13 protein-coding genes are annotated in these 17,200 nt (G+C 65.9%); 9 read left to right on the plus strand and 4 right to left on the minus strand.

All coding sequences use genetic code 11. From position 1 onward, the window contains the following. Positions 1-78: 78 nt before the first annotated feature. The 5 genes from WCE05_RS03620 (at position 79) to WCE05_RS03640 (ending at position 6,972) form a co-directional block, all read left to right on the plus strand. Positions 79-1,011 (plus strand): rhodanese-related sulfurtransferase, encoded by a 933-nt coding sequence (locus tag WCE05_RS03620; RefSeq protein ID WP_225788233.1) that lies wholly within the window; start codon positions 79-81, stop codon positions 1,009-1,011. A gap of 3 nt (positions 1,012-1,014) precedes the next feature. Next, a complete protein-coding gene (locus WCE05_RS03625; protein WP_225788232.1) occupies positions 1,015-1,647 on the plus strand; it encodes a DsbA family protein in 633 nt (210 codons plus the stop codon). Beyond that, complete coding sequence (locus WCE05_RS03630) at positions 1,640-3,472, plus strand: ABC transporter ATP-binding protein (RefSeq protein ID WP_253081789.1); 1,833 nt, start codon at positions 1,640-1,642, stop codon at positions 3,470-3,472. The genes WCE05_RS03625 and WCE05_RS03630 overlap by 8 nt, the downstream gene beginning before the upstream one ends. Before the next feature lie 212 nt (positions 3,473-3,684). Continuing rightward, a complete protein-coding gene (locus tag WCE05_RS03635) occupies positions 3,685-6,141 on the plus strand; it encodes an EAL domain-containing protein (RefSeq protein ID WP_225788230.1) in 2,457 nt (818 codons plus the stop codon). A gap of 42 nt (positions 6,142-6,183) precedes the next feature. Next, positions 6,184-6,972: a TenA family transcriptional regulator gene (locus WCE05_RS03640; protein WP_225788229.1), complete on the plus strand. Its 789-nt coding sequence runs from the start codon at positions 6,184-6,186 to the stop codon at positions 6,970-6,972. A gap of 36 nt (positions 6,973-7,008) precedes the next feature. Here the strand turns inward: WCE05_RS03640 and WCE05_RS03645 are convergent, their stop codons facing one another. The 4 genes from WCE05_RS03645 to WCE05_RS03660 form a co-directional block, all read right to left on the minus strand. Beyond that, the gene (locus tag WCE05_RS03645; protein ID WP_225788228.1) at positions 7,009-7,749 is read right to left on the minus strand and encodes a YciK family oxidoreductase; all 741 of its coding nucleotides are present in this window, start codon (positions 7,747-7,749) and stop codon (positions 7,009-7,011) included. Positions 7,750-7,857: 108 nt separating this feature from the next. Further along, on the minus strand, positions 7,858-8,529 hold the full coding sequence (gene mupP, locus WCE05_RS03650) for an N-acetylmuramic acid 6-phosphate phosphatase MupP (protein WP_225788227.1): 672 nt from the start codon (positions 8,527-8,529) through the stop codon (positions 7,858-7,860). Positions 8,530-8,531: 2 nt separating this feature from the next. Then, entirely contained in the window at positions 8,532-9,230 is a 699-nt protein-coding gene (gene ubiG / locus WCE05_RS03655) for a bifunctional 2-polyprenyl-6-hydroxyphenol methylase/3-demethylubiquinol 3-O-methyltransferase UbiG (RefSeq protein ID WP_225788226.1), read from the minus strand. Positions 9,231-9,292: 62 nt separating this feature from the next. Then, a complete protein-coding gene (locus WCE05_RS03660; RefSeq protein WP_253168329.1) occupies positions 9,293-10,615 on the minus strand; it encodes a TRZ/ATZ family hydrolase in 1,323 nt (440 codons plus the stop codon). 106 nt (positions 10,616-10,721) lie between these two features. Between WCE05_RS03660 and mtnA the strand changes: the two genes are divergently transcribed. The 4 genes from mtnA (at position 10,722) to pheA (ending at position 17,192) form a co-directional block, all read left to right on the plus strand. Further along, positions 10,722-11,798 carry an S-methyl-5-thioribose-1-phosphate isomerase gene (mtnA, locus tag WCE05_RS03665; RefSeq protein WP_253081301.1) on the plus strand — a complete coding sequence of 359 codons (1,077 nt, stop codon included), beginning with the start codon at positions 10,722-10,724 and terminating at the stop codon, positions 11,796-11,798. Positions 11,799-12,036: 238 nt separating this feature from the next. Beyond that, positions 12,037-14,805 (plus strand): DNA gyrase subunit A, encoded by a 2,769-nt coding sequence (gyrA, locus tag WCE05_RS03670; protein WP_253091272.1) that lies wholly within the window; start codon positions 12,037-12,039, stop codon positions 14,803-14,805. A gap of 207 nt (positions 14,806-15,012) precedes the next feature. Continuing rightward, on the plus strand, positions 15,013-16,098 hold the full coding sequence (serC, locus tag WCE05_RS03675) for a 3-phosphoserine/phosphohydroxythreonine transaminase (protein WP_225788222.1): 1,086 nt from the start codon (positions 15,013-15,015) through the stop codon (positions 16,096-16,098). Then, positions 16,098-17,192: a prephenate dehydratase gene (gene pheA, locus WCE05_RS03680; protein WP_253081300.1), complete on the plus strand. Its 1,095-nt coding sequence runs from the start codon at positions 16,098-16,100 to the stop codon at positions 17,190-17,192. The genes serC and pheA overlap by 1 nt, the downstream gene beginning before the upstream one ends. Positions 17,193-17,200 lie beyond the last annotated feature (8 nt).

Consider the following 17,200-nt stretch of genomic DNA (forward strand, 5'->3'; position numbering starts at 1 on the left):
CACCGCGCCCTGAACCAACCCGCACCACCTGTCATCCGGTCCGCCCTTTGCGAGGGCGACCACCTGGAGAATCGTTTCATGACCCAAGCTATCGTCGTGGCGGCGCTGTACAAGTTCGTCACCCTGGAAGACTACGTCGAACTGCGCGAGCCACTGCTCAAGACCATGCTCGACAACGGCGTCAAAGGCACCCTGCTGCTGGCCGTCGAAGGTATCAACGGTACGGTCTCGGGCACCCGCGAAGGCATCGACGCGCTGCTCGCCTGGCTGCGTAGCGACCCGCGCCTGGTGGATGTCGACCACAAGGAATCCTATTGCGACGAGCAGCCGTTCTACCGCACCAAGGTCAAGCTCAAGAAAGAGATCGTCACCCTCGGCGTGCCGGGCGTGGACCCCAATCACAAGGTCGGTACCTACGTCGAGCCGAAGGACTGGAACGCCCTGATCAGCGACCCTGAAGTGCTGCTGATCGACACCCGCAACGACTACGAAGTGGCCATCGGCACCTTCAAGGGCGCCATCGACCCGAAGACCGAGACCTTCCGTCAGTTCCCCGAGTACATCAAGGCCAACTTCGACCCCAGCAAGCACAAGAAGGTGGCGATGTTCTGCACCGGCGGCATCCGTTGCGAGAAAGCCTCCAGCTACATGCTCGGCGAAGGCTTCGAGGAGGTCTATCATCTCAAGGGTGGCATCCTGAAATACTTCGAAGAAGTGCCTCAGGAAGAAAGCCTCTGGGACGGCGACTGCTTCGTCTTCGACAACCGCGTCACGGTGCGCCATGACCTGTCCGAAGGCGACTACGACCAGTGCCATGCCTGCCGCCATCCGATCAGCGTGGAGGACCGTGCGTCCGAGCACTATTCGCCAGGCATCAGCTGTCCGCACTGCTGGGACAGCCTGAGCGAGAAGACCCGGCGCAGCGCCATCGACCGGCAGAAGCAGATCGAGCTGGCCAAGGCGCGCAACCAGCCCCACCCGATCGGTTACAACTACAAAGCCGAGGCCTGACGCATGTCCGCACGCCTGCTCTATGTGATGGACCCGATGTGCTCCTGGTGCTGGGGCTTCGCGCCGGTGGCCGAGGCGCTGATCGCCCAGGCGCGCGAGGCCGGCGTGCCGACGCGCCTGGTGCCCGGTGGTTTGCGCTCCGGCGGCAGCGCCCTGGATGCCGCGACCCGTCGCTACATCCTCGAGCATTGGCAGGCAGTGGCCGAGGCCACCGGCCAGGCGTTTCGTTTCGAGGGCGCCATGCCCGATGGCTTCGTCTACGACACCGAGCCCGCCTGCCGCGCCCTGGTCGCGGCCCGTGAACTCGACGCCGAGCGCACCTGGTCGTTGCTGGCACTGATCCAGCAGGCCTTCTACGAGCAGGGCGTGGACATCACCTGTGCCCCGCAACTGGTAGCGCTGGCCGAGCGTTGCGGCTTCGACCGCGGGCGTTTCGCCGAGGCCTTCACCCACGCCGAGACGCGCGCCGCCACCGCGGCCGACTTCAGCTGGGTGCAGGGCCTGGGTATCGCCGGCTTCCCGACCCTGCTGGCCGAGCGCAACGGCCAGCTGGCCCTGCTGACCAATGGCTACCAGCCGCTCGAGCGCTTGCAGCCCTTGCTCGGCCGCTGGCTGCAGCAGGCCGTCTGTGCTTGACCTGCCAGGGTCGTCCGACCCTGTGCCGGGGAGCGCCCCCGCCGTGGCCGATCGATTGAGCTGGGCGGAAATCCGCCGCCTGGCCCTGCATCACCGCAAAGCCCTGTGGAGCGCCAACCTGGTGGCGGTGCTCGCAGCCCTGTGCAGCGTGCCGATCCCCTTGTTGCTGCCCCTGCTGGTGGACGAAGTGCTGCTGGGGCATGGCGATGCGGCGCTGAAATGGATGAATCACCTGTTGCCGACCGGCTGGCAGGTGGCAGCCGGCTATATCGGCCTGATGCTCGTGGCCACGCTCGGGCTGCGCCTGGCCGCGCTGGCCTTCAACGTGGTCCAGGCCAAGCTGTTCGCCGGCCTGGCCAAGGACATCGTCTACCGCCTGCGCATCCGCTTGATCGAGCGGCTCAAACGCATTTCCCTCAAGGAGTACGAGAGCCTGGGCAGCGGCACGGTGACCACGCACCTGGTCACCGACCTGGACACCCTGGACAAGTTCGTCGGCGAGACCTTGAGCCGTTTCCTGGTCGCCGTGCTGACCCTGACCGGCACCGCTGCGATCCTGATCTGGATGCATTGGCAACTGGCCCTGCTGATCCTGCTGTTCAACCCGCTGGTGATCTACTTCACCGTGCAGTTGGGCAAGCGCGTCAAGCACTTGAAGAAGCTGGAGAACGACAGCACTGCGCGTTTCACCCAGGCCCTGGCCGAGACCCTCGATGCCATCCAGGAGATCCGCGCCGGCAACCGCCAGGGCTATTTCCTCGGCCGTCTTGGCCTGCGCGCCCGTGAAGTGCGCGACTATGCCGTGGCCTCGCAATGGAAGAGCGACGCCAGCGGGCGTGCCAGTGGCCTGCTGTTCCAGTTCGGCATCGATATCTTCCGGGCCGCGGCCATGCTCACGGTGCTGTTCTCCGACCTGTCCATCGGCCAGATGCTGGCGGTGTTCAGCTACCTGTGGTTCATGATCGGGCCGGTCGAACAACTGCTCAACCTGCAGTATGCCTACTACGCCGCCGGCGGCGCCCTGAGCCGGCTCAACGAACTGCTGGCGCGGGCCGACGAGCCGCGCTACCCGGCCGCCAGCGACCCGTTCGCCGGGCGCGAGACGGTCGGCATCGAGGTGCGCGACCTGCGTTTCGCCTATGCCGAAGAGCCGGTGCTGGAGCACCTGGACTTGTCCATCGCCCCGGGCGAGAAGGTGGCCATCGTCGGCGCCAGCGGTGGTGGCAAGAGCACCCTGGTGCAATTGCTGCTGGGGTTGTACAGCGCCCAGGGCGGGACCATCCGCTTCGGTGGCGCCAGCCTCCAGGAGATCGGCCTGGAGACCCTGCGCGAGAACGTCGCGGTGGTGCTGCAGCATCCGGCGCTGTTCAACGACAGCGTGCGCGCCAACCTGACCATGGGCCGCGAGTGCAGCGACGACGCCTGCTGGCAGGCGCTGCGCATCGCCCAGCTGGACGCCACCATCGCTGCGTTGCCCCAGGGGCTGGACAGCGTGGTGGGGCGTTCCGGGGTACGGCTGTCGGGCGGCCAGCGCCAGCGCCTGGCGATCGCCCGCATGGTGCTGGCCGAGCCCAAGGTGGTGATCCTCGACGAAGCCACCTCGGCCCTCGACGCCGCCACCGAATACAACCTGCACCAGGCCCTGGCGCGTTTTCTCAGCGGCCGCACCACACTGATCATCGCCCACCGCCTGTCGGCGGTGAAGCAGGCCGACCGGGTGCTGGTGTTCGATGGCGGGCACGTCGCCGAGGAGGGCGATCACCAGCAACTGATCGCCGAGGGCGGGTTGTACGCCAAGCTGTATGGGCATTTGCAGCAGAGCTGAGGTTCCTGGGGCTAGACCCTGCATGCCTGGCAGTGGGGCGCGATGCGGCCCCAAATGGACGTCGAATGTTGTGAACGGCTCGAGCGAGTTTGCCGGATCGCCCCGAATGAGCCAGCGCAGGCCAGCAAAAAGCCCTTCAAAACCGTGGCAAATCGCCTACGCTGTGCTTGTCTGGATCGACCCAGTCTGATCCGCTCTACGACAGGGACTACATGAAGGGAACTCGCACACTCGAAGCCCCCAGGTTGCTGGGCATCATCTGGCCATTCATCGCCATCGTGGTCTTCCAGGTGCTGCTCGGCAGCATCAGCCTCTATGCCTTGTCGGCGGTACGCGCCTACGTGGCCGGCGAAAGCCTGTGGTCCAAGGCGCAGAAGGACGCTATCTACTACCTCGACCGGTACGCTGACAACCGCGACGAGCGCATGTTCCAGCGCTACCGGCAGGCCATCGCCGTGCCCCAGGGCGACCATGAGCTGCGCCTGGCGCTGGATCAGGCCAGCCCCGACCTGGTGGCGGCGCGCAACGGTATCCTGCAGGGCGGCAACCATCCGGACGATGTCGATCGGATCATCTGGTTCTACCGCAACTTCCGCCACATCAGCTACATGGAAACGGCCATCGCCTACTGGGATATCGGCGACGACTACCTGCGCCAGCTGGACACCCTCGCCACGGAGATGCGTGACGGCTTCGCCCAGGGCCAGGTCCCTGCGCACCAGGTGGACGCCTGGAAGGCGCGTATCGTCGCCATCAACGAAGGCGTGACCCCAGCCTCCAAGGCATTCAGCGATGCGCTGGGAGAGGGCTCGCGGATGTTGTTGCGGGTGTTGCTGATCACTAACCTGGCCACCGCGCTGTTCCTCATCGCCCTGGCCTGGCGGCGTTCGGGCAAGTTGCTGGCCCAGCGCCAGGCCTTCGCCACGGCCTTGCAGGCAGAGCGGGAGCGGGCGCAGATCACCCTGCAATCGATCGGTGACGCGGTGATCACCACCGATGTCGAGGGCTGCATCGTCTACATGAACCCGGCCGCCGAGCAGTTGACCCACTGGCAGGCCGGCCATGCCCAGGGCCTGCCGCTGGCGGCCTTGTTCAGCCTGGTCGACGAGCAGGCCGAGCACGACAGCCGTACCCTGGTCGAGCAGGTCCTCAGCGGCAGCCTGAAAGGGGACTCGGAGCATGCCCGGCTGATCCAGCGCCTGGACGGCAGCACGGTGTCGATCAACCTGGTCGGTTCGCCGATCCTCACCGATGGCCAGGTCAGCGGTATCGTGCTGGCCCTGCACGACATGACCCAGGAGCGCCAGTACATCGCCAACCTGTCCTGGCAGGCGACCCACGATGCCCTGACCGGCCTGGCCAACCGTCGCGAGTTCGAATATCGCCTGGAGCAGGCGCTCAATGGCCTGGCGCGCCAGAGCGGGCGGCATTCGCTGATGTTTCTCGACCTGGACCAGTTCAAGCTGGTCAACGACACCTGTGGCCATGCCGCCGGCGACGAGCTGCTGCGGCATATCTGTGCGGTGTTGCAGGCTGGCCTGCGCGAGGGCGATACCCTGGCGCGGCTGGGGGGCGACGAGTTCGGCGTCCTGCTGGTGAACTGTCCGCCGGAGCATGCCGAACGCATTGCCGAACAACTGCGCCAGAGCGTACAGAGCCTGCACTTCGTCTGGAAGGGGCGGCCGTTCGTCACCACCGTGAGTATCGGCCTGGTGCATGTCACCCAGGCACCGGGCACCCTGGAGGCATCCCTGCGCGCTGCCGACATGGCCTGCTACATGGCCAAGGAGAAAGGACGCAACCGGGTCCAGGTGTACCATGCCGACGACAGCGAGCTGTCCCTGCGCTTTGGCGAGATGGCCTGGATCCAGCGCCTGCACCTGGCTCTGGAAGAAAACCGCTTCTGCCTCTATGCCCAGGAGATCGCCCCGCTCAAGGCCCTGGAGGGGCCGGGCCATGTGGAGATCCTGCTGCGCCTGCACGACGAAAGTGGCCGCACCATCCTGCCCGACAGCTTCATCCCCGCTGCCGAGCGCTATGGCTTGATGACTGCTCTGGACCGCTGGGTGGTGCGCAATGTGTTCCAGGTCATCCGCCAGTGCCTGGACGAAGGCCGGGAGGGGCCGCTGGCGATGTGCGCGATCAACCTGTCGGGGTCGAGCATCGGCGACGACAACTTCCTCGAATACCTGCAGCGGTTGTTCGGCGAGTTCGGCATACCGCCACGGCTGATCTGTTTCGAGATCACCGAAACCATCGCCATCGCCAACCTCGGCAGTGCCATTCGCTTCATCAACGAATTGAAGGGGTTGGGTTGCCGGTTCTCCCTCGACGACTTCTGCGCGGGCATGTCGTCATTCGCCTACCTGAAGCACTTGCCCGTAGACTTCCTGAAGATCGACGGCAGTTTCGTCAAGGACATGCTGGATGACCCGGTCAACCGTGCCATGGTCGAGGTCATCAATCATATCGGCCACGTCATGGGCAAGCGCACCATTGCCGAGTTCGTCGAGACGCCATTGATCGAGCAGGCGCTGCAGGAGATCGGCGTGGACTACGCCCAGGGCTACCTGATCGAGCGCCCGCAGGTGTTCACCTGCGACAGCCTGCAGCGCCAACGGATTGCCGCGAAGCCCCTGTTACACCGGGCGCCTGGGACCTTTCGCTGAAACACCTGTCCGGAAAATCACAAGGAACCTAAGGAGCTGAAAGTGATGGACGCATTCGTACGGATCGGGCCGCTGATGGACCCTGCCAGCTATCCCGACTGGGCCCAGCAACTGCTCGAGCGATGCCATGAAAGCAAGCAGCGGGTGGTGGGGCACGAGCTCTACCAGCGCCTGCGCGATGGCCGGCTAAGGCCTGCGACCCTGCGCCAGTACCTGGTCGGGGGCTGGCCGGTGGTCGAGCAGTTCTCCCTGTACATGGCCCACAACCTGACCAAGACCCGCTATGCCCGCCACCCGGGCGAGGACATGGCGCGGCGTTGGCTGATGCGCAACATCCGGGTCGAGCTCAACCATGCCGACTACTGGCTGCACTGGTGCCAAGCCCATGGCATCAGCTTGGCCGAGCTGCAGGCTCAGGAGGTGGCGCCCCAGCTCAATGCCCTCAACGACTGGTGCTGGCGGGTGTGTACCACCGAGCCCCTGGCGATCGCCATGGCTGCCACCAACTACGCCATCGAGGGGGCGACGGGGGAGTGGGCGGCGCTTGTCTGTTCGTCCGACACCTACGCCCAGGGCTTTCCCGAGGACCAGCGCAAGCGCGCCATGAAGTGGCTGAGGATGCATGCCCAGTACGACGATGCCCACCCGTGGGAGGCGCTGGAGATCATCTGCACGCTGGTGGGCGAGCGCCCGGCGCCGGCCTTGCGCGACGAACTGCGCAAGGCGATCTGCAAGAGCTATGACTGCATGTACCTGTTTCTGGAGCATTGCATGCAGTTGGAGAAACAGCGCCAGCCAGGGAGGGCGCGGCCGGCGTTGGCGGCGGGGTGAGGCCAGGGGGCCTGCCTTTGCCAAGGCCCCAATGCCCTATTGCGCGTCGAACGCCTGCCCATTCACCCCGGCGCTGTCCGGCCCCATCAGGTACAGGTAGACCGGCATGATCTCCTCGGGCAGCGGGTTGTTCTGTGGGTTCTCGCTAGGGTAGGCCTGGGCGCGCATGGCGGTGCGGGTGGCGCCTGGGTTGATGCTGTTGGCCCGTACCGGGGCGACACCTTCCAGTTCGTCGGCCAGGGTCTGCATCAGCCCTTCGGTGGCGAACTTCGATACCCCATAGGCCCCCCAGTAGGCGCGGCCCTTGCGCCCGACGCTGCTGGAGGTAAACACCACCGAGGCGTCCTCGGACTGCTTGAGCAGCGGCAGCAGCGTGCTGGTCAGCATGAAGGTGGCGTTGACGTTGATGTGCATCACGCGCATGAAGTTGTCGCCCGACAACTGCTCCAGCGGCGTGCGCGGGCCGATGATCGAAGCGTTGTTGAGCAGGCCGTCGAGGCGGCCGAACTGCTCCTCGATCATCACCGCCAGCTCGTCGTACTGGTGGGGCAGGGCGGTTTCCAGGTTGAACGGGATCACCACTGGCTGTGGGTGACCCGCGGCCTCGATCTGGTCGTAGACCTCGTTGAGGTTGGCCTCGGTCTTGCCCAGCAGCAACACGGTCGCGCCCAGGGCGGCATAGGCCCTGGCGGCTGCGGCACCGATACCGCGGCCAGCGCCGGTGACCAGGATGATCCGGCCCTTGAGCAGGTCGGGGCGGGGGGTGTAGTCGAACATGTCGGGGTCCTTGGGTTTGGAGCGGCAAGCGGCAAGCTGCAAAAAAAACAGGGTGTTGCACGGTTTGCTCTTTCTTGTAGCTTGCAGCTTGAAGCGTGCGGCTGAAGATCAGCAGCCGCAGAGCGCGCTGTCGATCACCTTGCGCAGTTCCAGCGGGTGGTCCACCACCACGTCAGCGCCCCAGTTGTTGGGGTTGTCCTGAGGATGAATATAGCCGTAGCGGACCGCCGCCGTGCGGGTGCCGGCATCGCGGCCAGACTCGATGTCGCGCAGGTCGTCGCCGACGAACAGCACGCTGGCCGGGTCCAGGTTCAGTGTCTTGCAGGCCAGGATCAGCGGCTCCGGGTCGGGCTTGCTGTTCTTCACGTGGTCCGGGCAGATCAGCAATGCCGAACGCTCGGCCAGGCCCAGGCGCTGCATGATCGGCTCGGCGAAACGCACCGGCTTGTTGGTCACCACGCCCCACAACAGGTTGCCTTTCTCGATGTCGGCCAGCAGCTCGGCCATGCCGTCGAACAGGCGGCTGTGCACCGCGCAGTCGCGCTGGTAGCGTTCGAGGAACTCCAGGCGCAGGGCCTCGAAACCTTCGTCTTCAGGGTCGATGGCGAAGGTCGCCGCGACCATCGCCCGGGCGCCGCCGGAGATCACGTCGCGGATGCGCTTGTCATCGATGGCTGGCAGGCCGCGCTCTGCCAGCATGGCCTGGCAGATGGCGATGAAGTCCGGCGCCGTGTCCAGCAGGGTGCCGTCCATGTCGAAGAGTACTGCTCGCAAACGCATGCTCATTCCTCGCGCAGGGTCTGGATCATGTAGTTGACGTCGACGTCGCCGCTGAGCTTGTAGTGCTTGGTCAGCGGGTTGTAGGTCAGGCCGATGATGTCCTTCACTTCAAGGCCGGCAGTGCGGCTCCAGGCGCCCAGCTCCGAGGGGCGGATGAACTTCTTGAAGTCGTGGGTGCCACGTGGCAGCAGCTTCATGACGTATTCGGCGCCGATGATGGCGAACAGGTAGGCCTTGGGGTTGCGGTTGATGGTCGAGAAGAACACCTGGCCACCGGGCTTGACCAGGCGTTGGCAGGCCTGGATCACCGAGGACGGATCCGGCACGTGCTCGAGCATCTCGAGGCAGGTGACCACGTCGAACTGGCCGGGCATTTCCTCGGCCAGGGCCTCGGCGGTGATCTGCCGGTATTCGACCTCCACGCCCGACTCCAGTTGGTGCAGCTGGGCTACGGCCAGCGGCGCCTCGCCCATGTCGATGCCGGTGACGGTGGCGCCACGCAGGGCCATGGCCTCGCTGAGGATGCCGCCGCCGCAGCCGACGTCCAGCACCTTCTTGCCGGCGAGGCTGGCGCGCTCGTCGATCCAGTTGACCCGCAGCGGGTTGATGTCGTGCAGCGGCTTGAATTCGCTTTCGCGGTCCCACCAGCGGTGGGCCAAGGCTTCGAACTTGGCGATTTCGGCGTGGTCGACGTTGCTCATGGAACAGTCCTCTGAATCTTCGATAAAAGTGTCACAGGGCGGCAGCCGTGGCTGCCGGCCGGTCATTCCTTGCCTGCGATGCGCGCGCCCCAGGCGCGGGCGGTGGCCGTCAGGGCCTGTTCGTCCATCCGGGTCAGGCGGCGGTCGTCGAGCAATTGCTGGCCGGCCACCCAGACGTGCCGCGCGCAGTCGCGGCCTGTTGCGTAGATCAGTTGCGAAACCGGGTCGTGTACCGGCTGCTGGGCCAGGCCCGACAGGTCGAAGGCCACCAGGTCGGCGGCCTTGCCCACCTCCAGCGAGCCGGTGACGGCCTCCAGGCCCAGGGCGCGGGCGCCGTTGAGGGTCGCCATGCGCAGCGCCCGATGGGCGTCCAGGGCCGTGGCCGAGCCCGCCACCGCCTTGGCCAGCAGGGCCGCGGTGCGGGTTTCGCCGAGCAGGTCGAGGTCGTTGTTGCTGGCCGCGCCGTCGGTGCCTACTGCCACGTTGACCCCGGCCAGCCACAGGCGTTCGACCGGGCAGAAGCCGCTGGCCAGCTTGAGGTTGGACTCGGGGCAGTGCACCACGCTGGTGTCGCTTTCTACCAGCAGGGCCAGGTCCTCGTCGCTGACCTGGGTCATGTGCACTGCCTGCAGGCGCGGGCCGAGCAGGCCGAGGCGGGCCAGGCGCGCCAGTGGACGTTCGCCACGTTCGGCCAGGGCCCGCTCGACCTCGCCGGCGGTCTCGTGGATGTGCATGTGCAGGGGCGCGTCCAGTTGGTCGGCGATGACGCGGATCTTCTCCAGGTTCTCGTCGTTGACCGTGTAGGGCGCGTGCGGCCCCAGGGCGATGCTGATGCGCGGATGGTGGCGCAGGTCGCCGAACAGCTCGATGGCCAGGTGCAGGCCCTCCTCGGGCGTGCGTGCGCCGGGGATGGGGAAGTCCAGCAAGGGCACGGCGACCTGGGCACGGATGCCGCTGCGGTGCACCCGGTCGCAGGCCTCCCGGGGGAAGAAGTACATGTCGGCGAAGCAGGTGATGCCGCCCTTGAGTTGCTCGGCGATGGCCAGGTCGGTGCCGTCGCGCACGAACGCTTCGTCGACCCAGCGGCCCTCGGCCGGCCAGATGTGCTGCTCGAGCCAGGTCATCAGCGGCAAGTCGTCGGCCAGCCCGCGCAGCAGGGTCATGGCGGCGTGACCATGGGCGTTGACCAGGCCGGGGCACAGCAGGCAGTCGGGCAGCTCGCGTACCGCGTGGGCCTGGGGTGCCCGCTCGCGGGGGCCGATCCAGGCGACCCGCCCGTCGCGCACGCCCAGCGCATGGCCCTCCAGCACCACACCGGCCGGTTCCACGGGCACCAGCCATTGTGGAACGAGCAGCAGGTCGAGGGGGGAGGGGGCTGTGGGCATGCGTGGTACCTGGGCGATTCGGCGGAACGCGCAGTATACCCGAGCGTCTGCGGCCGAGGCTCGCTATAATCGTCCGCTTTTTATGTCCAGACGTTGGGGAGAGGCGATGCGTGAGCAACTTTTGGCGGCGGAGAAGGTGACCGGCATCCGCTGGCACGACGGCGCCTTGCACCTGCTCGACCAGCGCTTGCTGCCGTCCCGGGAATGCTGGCTGACCTGCACCGATGTCGCGGCGGTCGCCGAGGCGATCCGCGGCATGGCGGTGCGTGGCGCCCCGGCCATCGGCATCAGTGCCGCCTACGGCCTGGTCCTGGCCTTGCGCCAGCGCCTGGCCGAGGGCGACGACTGGGAGCAGGCGCTGGAAGAGGACTTCCTCTGCCTGGCCGAGGCGCGGCCGACCGCTGCCAACCTGTTCTGGGCCCTCAACCGCATGCGCGAACGCCTGCAGCGCCTGCGTGCCGAGGAAGACGCGCTGGCAGCCCTGGAGGCCGAGGCGATGGCCATCCACGAGAGCGACCGCGAAGCCAACCTGACCATGGCCCAGCATGGCATCGAGCTGATCCGCCGGCACCAGGGCAACGAACAGGCCTTGCTGACCCACGGCAATGCCGGCGCGCTGGCCAGCGGTGGCTTCGGCACCGCGCTGGGGGTGATCCGCGCGGCCTATCTGGAGGGCATGGTCGAGCGGGTCTACGCCAGCGAGACCCGTCCCTGGCTGCAGGGCTCGCGCCTGACCGCCTGGGAGCTGGCTCGCGAGGGCATTCCCGCGACGCTGTTCGCCGACGCGGCGATGGCCCACCTGATGAAGACCAAGGGCATCACCTGGGTGGTGGTGGGGGCCGACTGCATCGCCGCCAATGGCGACGTGGCCAGCAAGATCGGCACCTACCAGCTAGCGGTGAGCGCCATGCACCATGGCGTGCGCTTCATGGTGGTGGCGCCGAGCACCAGCATCGATCTGAACCTGGCCACGGGCGACGACATCCCGCTGGAGGAGCGCGATGCCGATGAGTTGCTGGACGTGGCCGGCAATCGGGTGGCGGCCGAGGCCGAGGTGTTCAATCCGGTGTTCGATGTGACTCCGGCGGACCTGGTCGATGTGATCGTGACCGAGAAAGGTGTGGTCGAGCGGCCAGACACCGCGAAGCTGGCGCAACTGATGTGCCGCAAGCGGTTGCACTGAGCGGCGGGTTTCCAGCTTGCCGCTGGAGGCTTCGAGCATGTCGCTCGATCTCTGCCTTTGTGATACCATCCGACAGTTTCCAGGGCCGCCCAATGCAGCGGCTCTCATTGCGCAGATCCATGGCTCAACTCATTGATTTGTCGTAAGTCGTCGCACCACTGTGCGCTGCGGCGGCGAGCTTCGTTCGTCCTCCGAGGGAAACGACGAAGTTTCACCAGAAAAAGGAATCAGGCTTCTCATGGGCGAACTGGCCAAAGAAATCCTCCCGGTCAATATCGAAGACGAACTGAGACAGTCTTACCTCGACTACGCGATGAGCGTGATTGTCGGGCGAGCGCTGCCCGATGCGCGTGATGGCTTGAAGCCCGTGCATCGCCGCGTGCTGTACGCGATGAGCGAACTGGGCAACGACTGGAACAAGCCGTACAAGAAGTCCGCCCGTGTGGTCGGTGACGTCATCGGTAAATACCACCCCCACGGCGACAACGCGGTCTACGACACCATCGTGCGCATGGCCCAGCCGTTCTCGCTGCGCTACCTGCTGGTCGACGGTCAGGGCAACTTCGGTTCGGTGGACGGCGACAACGCCGCAGCCATGCGATACACCGAAGTACGCATGACCAAGCTGGCCCACGAACTGCTGGCCGACCTGCACAAGGAAACCGTCGACTGGGTGCCCAACTACGACGGCACCGAGCAGATCCCGGCGGTCATGCCGACCAAGATCCCCAACCTGCTGGTCAACGGCTCCAGCGGTATCGCCGTGGGCATGGCGACCAACATCCCGCCGCACAACCTCGGCGAGGTCATCGATGGCTGCCTGGCGCTGATCGACAACCCCGAGGTCACCGTCGACGAGCTGATGCAGTTCATCCCCGGCCCTGACTTCCCCACTGCCGGCCTGATCAACGGCCGCGCCGGCATCATCGAGGCCTATCGCACCGGCCGTGGCCGTATCTACATGCGTGCCCGCTCCGAGGTCGAGGACATCGACAAGGCCGGCGGCCGCCAGCAGCTCGTCATCACCGAGCTGCCCTACCAGTTGAACAAGGCACGGCTGATCGAGAAGATCGCCGAGCTGGTGAAAGAGAAGAAGATCGAAGGCATCACCGAGCTGCGCGACGAGTCCGACAAGGAAGGCATGCGCATCGTCATCGAGCTGCGCCGTGGCGAGGTGCCGGAGGTGGTGCTCAACAACCTCTACGCCCAGACCCAACTGCAGAGCGTGTTCGGCATCAACATCGTCGCCCTGATCGACGGTCGCCCGCGCCTACTCAACCTCAAGGACCTGCTCGAGGCGTTCGTCCGTCACCGCCGCGAAGTGGTGACCCGCCGCACCGTGTTCGAGTTGCGCAAGGCTCGCGAGCGCGGCCACATCCTCGAAGGCCAGGCGGTGGCGCTGTCCAACATCGACCCGGTGATCGCCCTGATCAAGGCCTCGCCGACCCCGTCCGAGGCCAAGGAGGCCCTGGTCAGCACCGCCTGGGAATCCAGCGCCGTGCAGGTGATGGTCGAGCGCGCCGGTGCCGAGGCCTGCCGCCCGGAAGACCTTCCGGAGCAGTACGGCCTGCGCGACGGCAAGTACTACCTGTCGCCGGAGCAGGCCCAGGCGATCCTCGACCTGCGTCTGCATCGCCTGACCGGCCTGGAGCACGAGAAGCTGCTGGCCGAGTACCAGGAGATCCTCGAACAGATCGGCGAACTGATCCGCATCCTCAGCAGCGCCGAGCGCCTGATGGAAGTGATCCGCGAGGAACTGGAAGCGATCCGTGCCGAATACGGCGACGTGCGCCGCACCGAGATCCTCAACGCCAGCCACGACCTCAGCTACGGCGACATGATCCCGGAAGAAGAGCGCGTGGTGACCATCTCCCACGGCGGCTATGCCAAGACCCAGCCGCTGTCCGCTTACCAGGCCCAGCGCCGTGGCGGCAAAGGCAAGTCGGCCACCGGCGTGAAGGACGAGGACTACATCGAGCACCTGCTGGTGGCCAACAGCCACGCGACCCTGCTGCTGTTCTCCAGCAAGGGCAAGGTGTATTGGCTCAAGACCTACGAAATCCCCGAAGCGTCCCGCGCCGCCCGCGGCCGCCCACTGGTCAACCTGCTGCCGCTGGAGGAGGGTGAGCGCATCACCGCCATGCTGCAGGTCGACCTGGAGGCCCTGCAGCAGAGCGCCGATGCCGAGGAAGACCTGGACGACGCCGACGACAGCGTGATCGAAGGCGAACTGGTCGAGGCCGAGGATAACGACGAGGAAGACGGCGATACCCCGGAATGGGCCGCCGAGCCGACCGGCGCCTACATCTTCATGGCCACCGCCTCCGGTACCGTGAAGAAGACCCCGCTGGTGCAGTTCGCCCGTCCGCGCTCCAGCGGCCTGATCGCCCTGAAGCTCAAGGAAGGCGACACCCTGATCGCCGCGGCCATCACCGACGGTGCCAAGGAAGTCATGATGTTCTCCGACGCCGGCAAGGTGATCCGCTTCGCCGAGAGCGCGGTCCGCGAGATGGGCCGTAACGCCCGCGGCGTGCGCGGCATGCGCTTGGGCAAGGGCCAGCAGGTGATCTCCATGCTCATCCCCGAGTCCGGCGCGCAGATCCTCACCGCCTCCGAGCGCGGCTTCGGCAAGCGCACGCCGTTGTCCAAGTTCCCGCGTCGCGGCCGTGGTGGTCAGGGCGTGATCGCCATGGGTACCAAGGGGCGCAACGGCAACCTGATCGGCGCCATCCAGGTGCAGGAAGGCGAGGAGATCATGCTGATCTCCGACCAGGGCACCCTGGTGCGTACCCGTGTCGGCGAGGTCTCCAGCCTGGGCCGCAACACCCAGGGCGTGACCCTGATCAAGCTGGCCACCGACGAGACCCTGGTGGGCGTGGAGCGTATCCAGGAGCCGTCCGAGGACGATTTCGATGACGTCATCGAAGCGGACGAGGAGGGCGTCGAAGTCGACGTGCCTGAGACGGCGGACGACAATGCGGGGGCCGAAGAGGCGCCGCAGGAGTAATGCTACACCCGGACGGGGCGACCAAGGTCGCCCCGTTTGACTGATAACAGCTGGTAAAGCCTGGCCCTGTGGGGGGCGGGCTTGCCCGCGAAGCAGACGCTGCGGTGTAGGGCGCCGGCCTTGCCGGTGTTCGCGGGCAAGCCCGCTCCCACAGGGTCGCTGCTAACCCATGTAATGGTTTTTGTTCTGTTTAGAGCGAGAGTGGATGTGAGCAAACGAGCCTTTAACTTCTGCGCAGGCCCTGCTGCGCTTCCCGACGCTGTCCTGCAGCGTGCCCAGGCCGAGATGCTGGACTGGCGTGGCAAGGGCTTGTCGGTGATGGAAATGAGCCATCGCAGCGACGACTATGTGGCCATCGCCGAGAAGGCCGAGCAGGACCTGCGCGACCTGCTGTCCATCCCCTCCAACTACAAGGTGCTGTTCCTCCAGGGCGGTGCCAGCCAGCAGTTCGCCGAGATCCCGCTGAACCTGCTGCCGGAAAGCGGCACGGCTGACTACATCGAGACGGGCATCTGGTCGAAGAAGGCCATCGACGAGGCGCGCCGTTTCGGCAACATCAACGTCGCCGCCAGCGCCAAGCCCTACGATTTCCTGGCTATCCCAGGCCAGAATGAGTGGAACCTGACCAAGGGCGCTGCCTACGTTCACTATGCGTCCAACGAGACCATCGGCGGCTTGCAGTTCGACTGGGTGCCCGAGACCGGTGATGTGCCCCTGGTGGTCGACATGTCCTCCGACATCCTCTCGCGCCCGATCGACGTCTCTCAGTACGGCCTGATCTACGCGGGTGCACAGAAAAACATCGGCCCCAGCGGCCTGGTGGTGGTGATCGTCCGCGAGGACCTGCTCGGCCATGCCCGCAGCAGCTGCCCGACCATGCTCGACTACAAGGTCGCCGCCGACAACGGCTCGATGTACAACACCCCGGCCACCTATTCCTGGTACCTCTCGGGCCTGGTGTTCGAATGGCTCAAGGAGCAGGGTGGCGTCGAGGCCATGGAGCAGCGCAACCGCGCCAAGAAAGATCGCCTGTACGGTTTCATCGACGACAGCGCGTTCTACAGCAACCCGATCAGCAGCAATGCCCGCTCCTGGATGAACGTGCCGTTCCGCCTGGCCGACGAGCGCCTGGACAAGGCCTTCCTGGCCGGCGCCGATGCCCGCGGCCTGCTCAACCTCAAGGGCCACCGTTCGGTCGGCGGCATGCGCGCCTCGATCTACAACGCCCTGGGCCTGGAGGCGGTGGACGCCCTGGTGGCCTACATGGCTGAATTCGAGAAGGAGCACGGCTGATGTCCGACCAGGAGCTCAAGGCCCTGCGCGTGCGCATCGACAGCCTCGACGAGAAGATCCTCGAGCTGATCAGCGAACGCGCCCGTTGCGCCCAGGAAGTGGCCAAGGTCAAGACCGCCTCCCTGGCCGAAGGCGAGAAACCGGTGTTCTACCGCCCCGAGCGCGAGGCCGCGGTACTCAAGCGCGTGATGGAGCGCAACAAGGGGCCGCTGGACAACGAAGAGATGGCGCGGTTGTTCCGCGAGATCATGTCCTCGTGCCTGGCCCTGGAAGAGCCGCTCAAGGTCGCCTACCTGGGCCCAGAAGGGACCTTCACCCAGGCCGCGGCCATGAAACACTTCGGCCATGCCGTGATCAGCAGGCCGATGGCGGCCATCGACGAAGTGTTCCGCGAAGTGGCGGCCGGTGCCGTGAACTTTGGCGTGGTACCGGTGGAGAACTCCACCGAGGGTGCGGTCAGCCACACCCTGGACAGCTTCCTCGAGCACGACATGGTGATCTGTGGCGAGGTCGAGCTGCGCATCCACCATCACCTGCTGGTGGGCGAGAACACCAAGACCGACAGCATCACCCGCATCTACTCCCACGCCCAGTCCCTGGCCCAGTGCCGCAAGTGGCTGGATGCCCACTACCCGAACGTCGAGCGGGTGGCGGTGTCCAGCAACGCCGAGGCGGCCAAGCGGGTCAAGGGCGAGTGGAACTCTGCGGCGATCGCCGGCGACATGGCAGCCAACCTCTATGGCCTGACCCGTTTGGCCGAGAAAATCGAGGATCGCCCGGATAACTCCACGCGCTTCCTCATGATCGGCAACCAGGAAGTGCCACCGACCGGCGACGACAAGACTTCGATCATCGTCTCCATGAGCAACAAGCCAGGTGCGTTGCACGAGCTGCTGGTGCCGTTCCACGAGAACGGCATCGACCTGACCCGCATCGAGACCCGTCCTTCGCGCAGTGGCAAGTGGACCTACGTGTTCTTCATCGACTTCGTCGGCCACCACCGCGACCCGCTGATCAAGGCGGTGCTGGAGCAGATCAGCCAGGAGGCCGTGGCGCTGAAGGTACTGGGGTCCTATCCGAAGGCGGTACTCTGATCGAGATT

Origin of the sequence: Pseudomonas sp. I2 (assembly GCF_040984075.1) — a bacterium.
Classification (GTDB): domain Bacteria; phylum Pseudomonadota; class Gammaproteobacteria; order Pseudomonadales; family Pseudomonadaceae; genus Aquipseudomonas; species Aquipseudomonas guariconensis_B.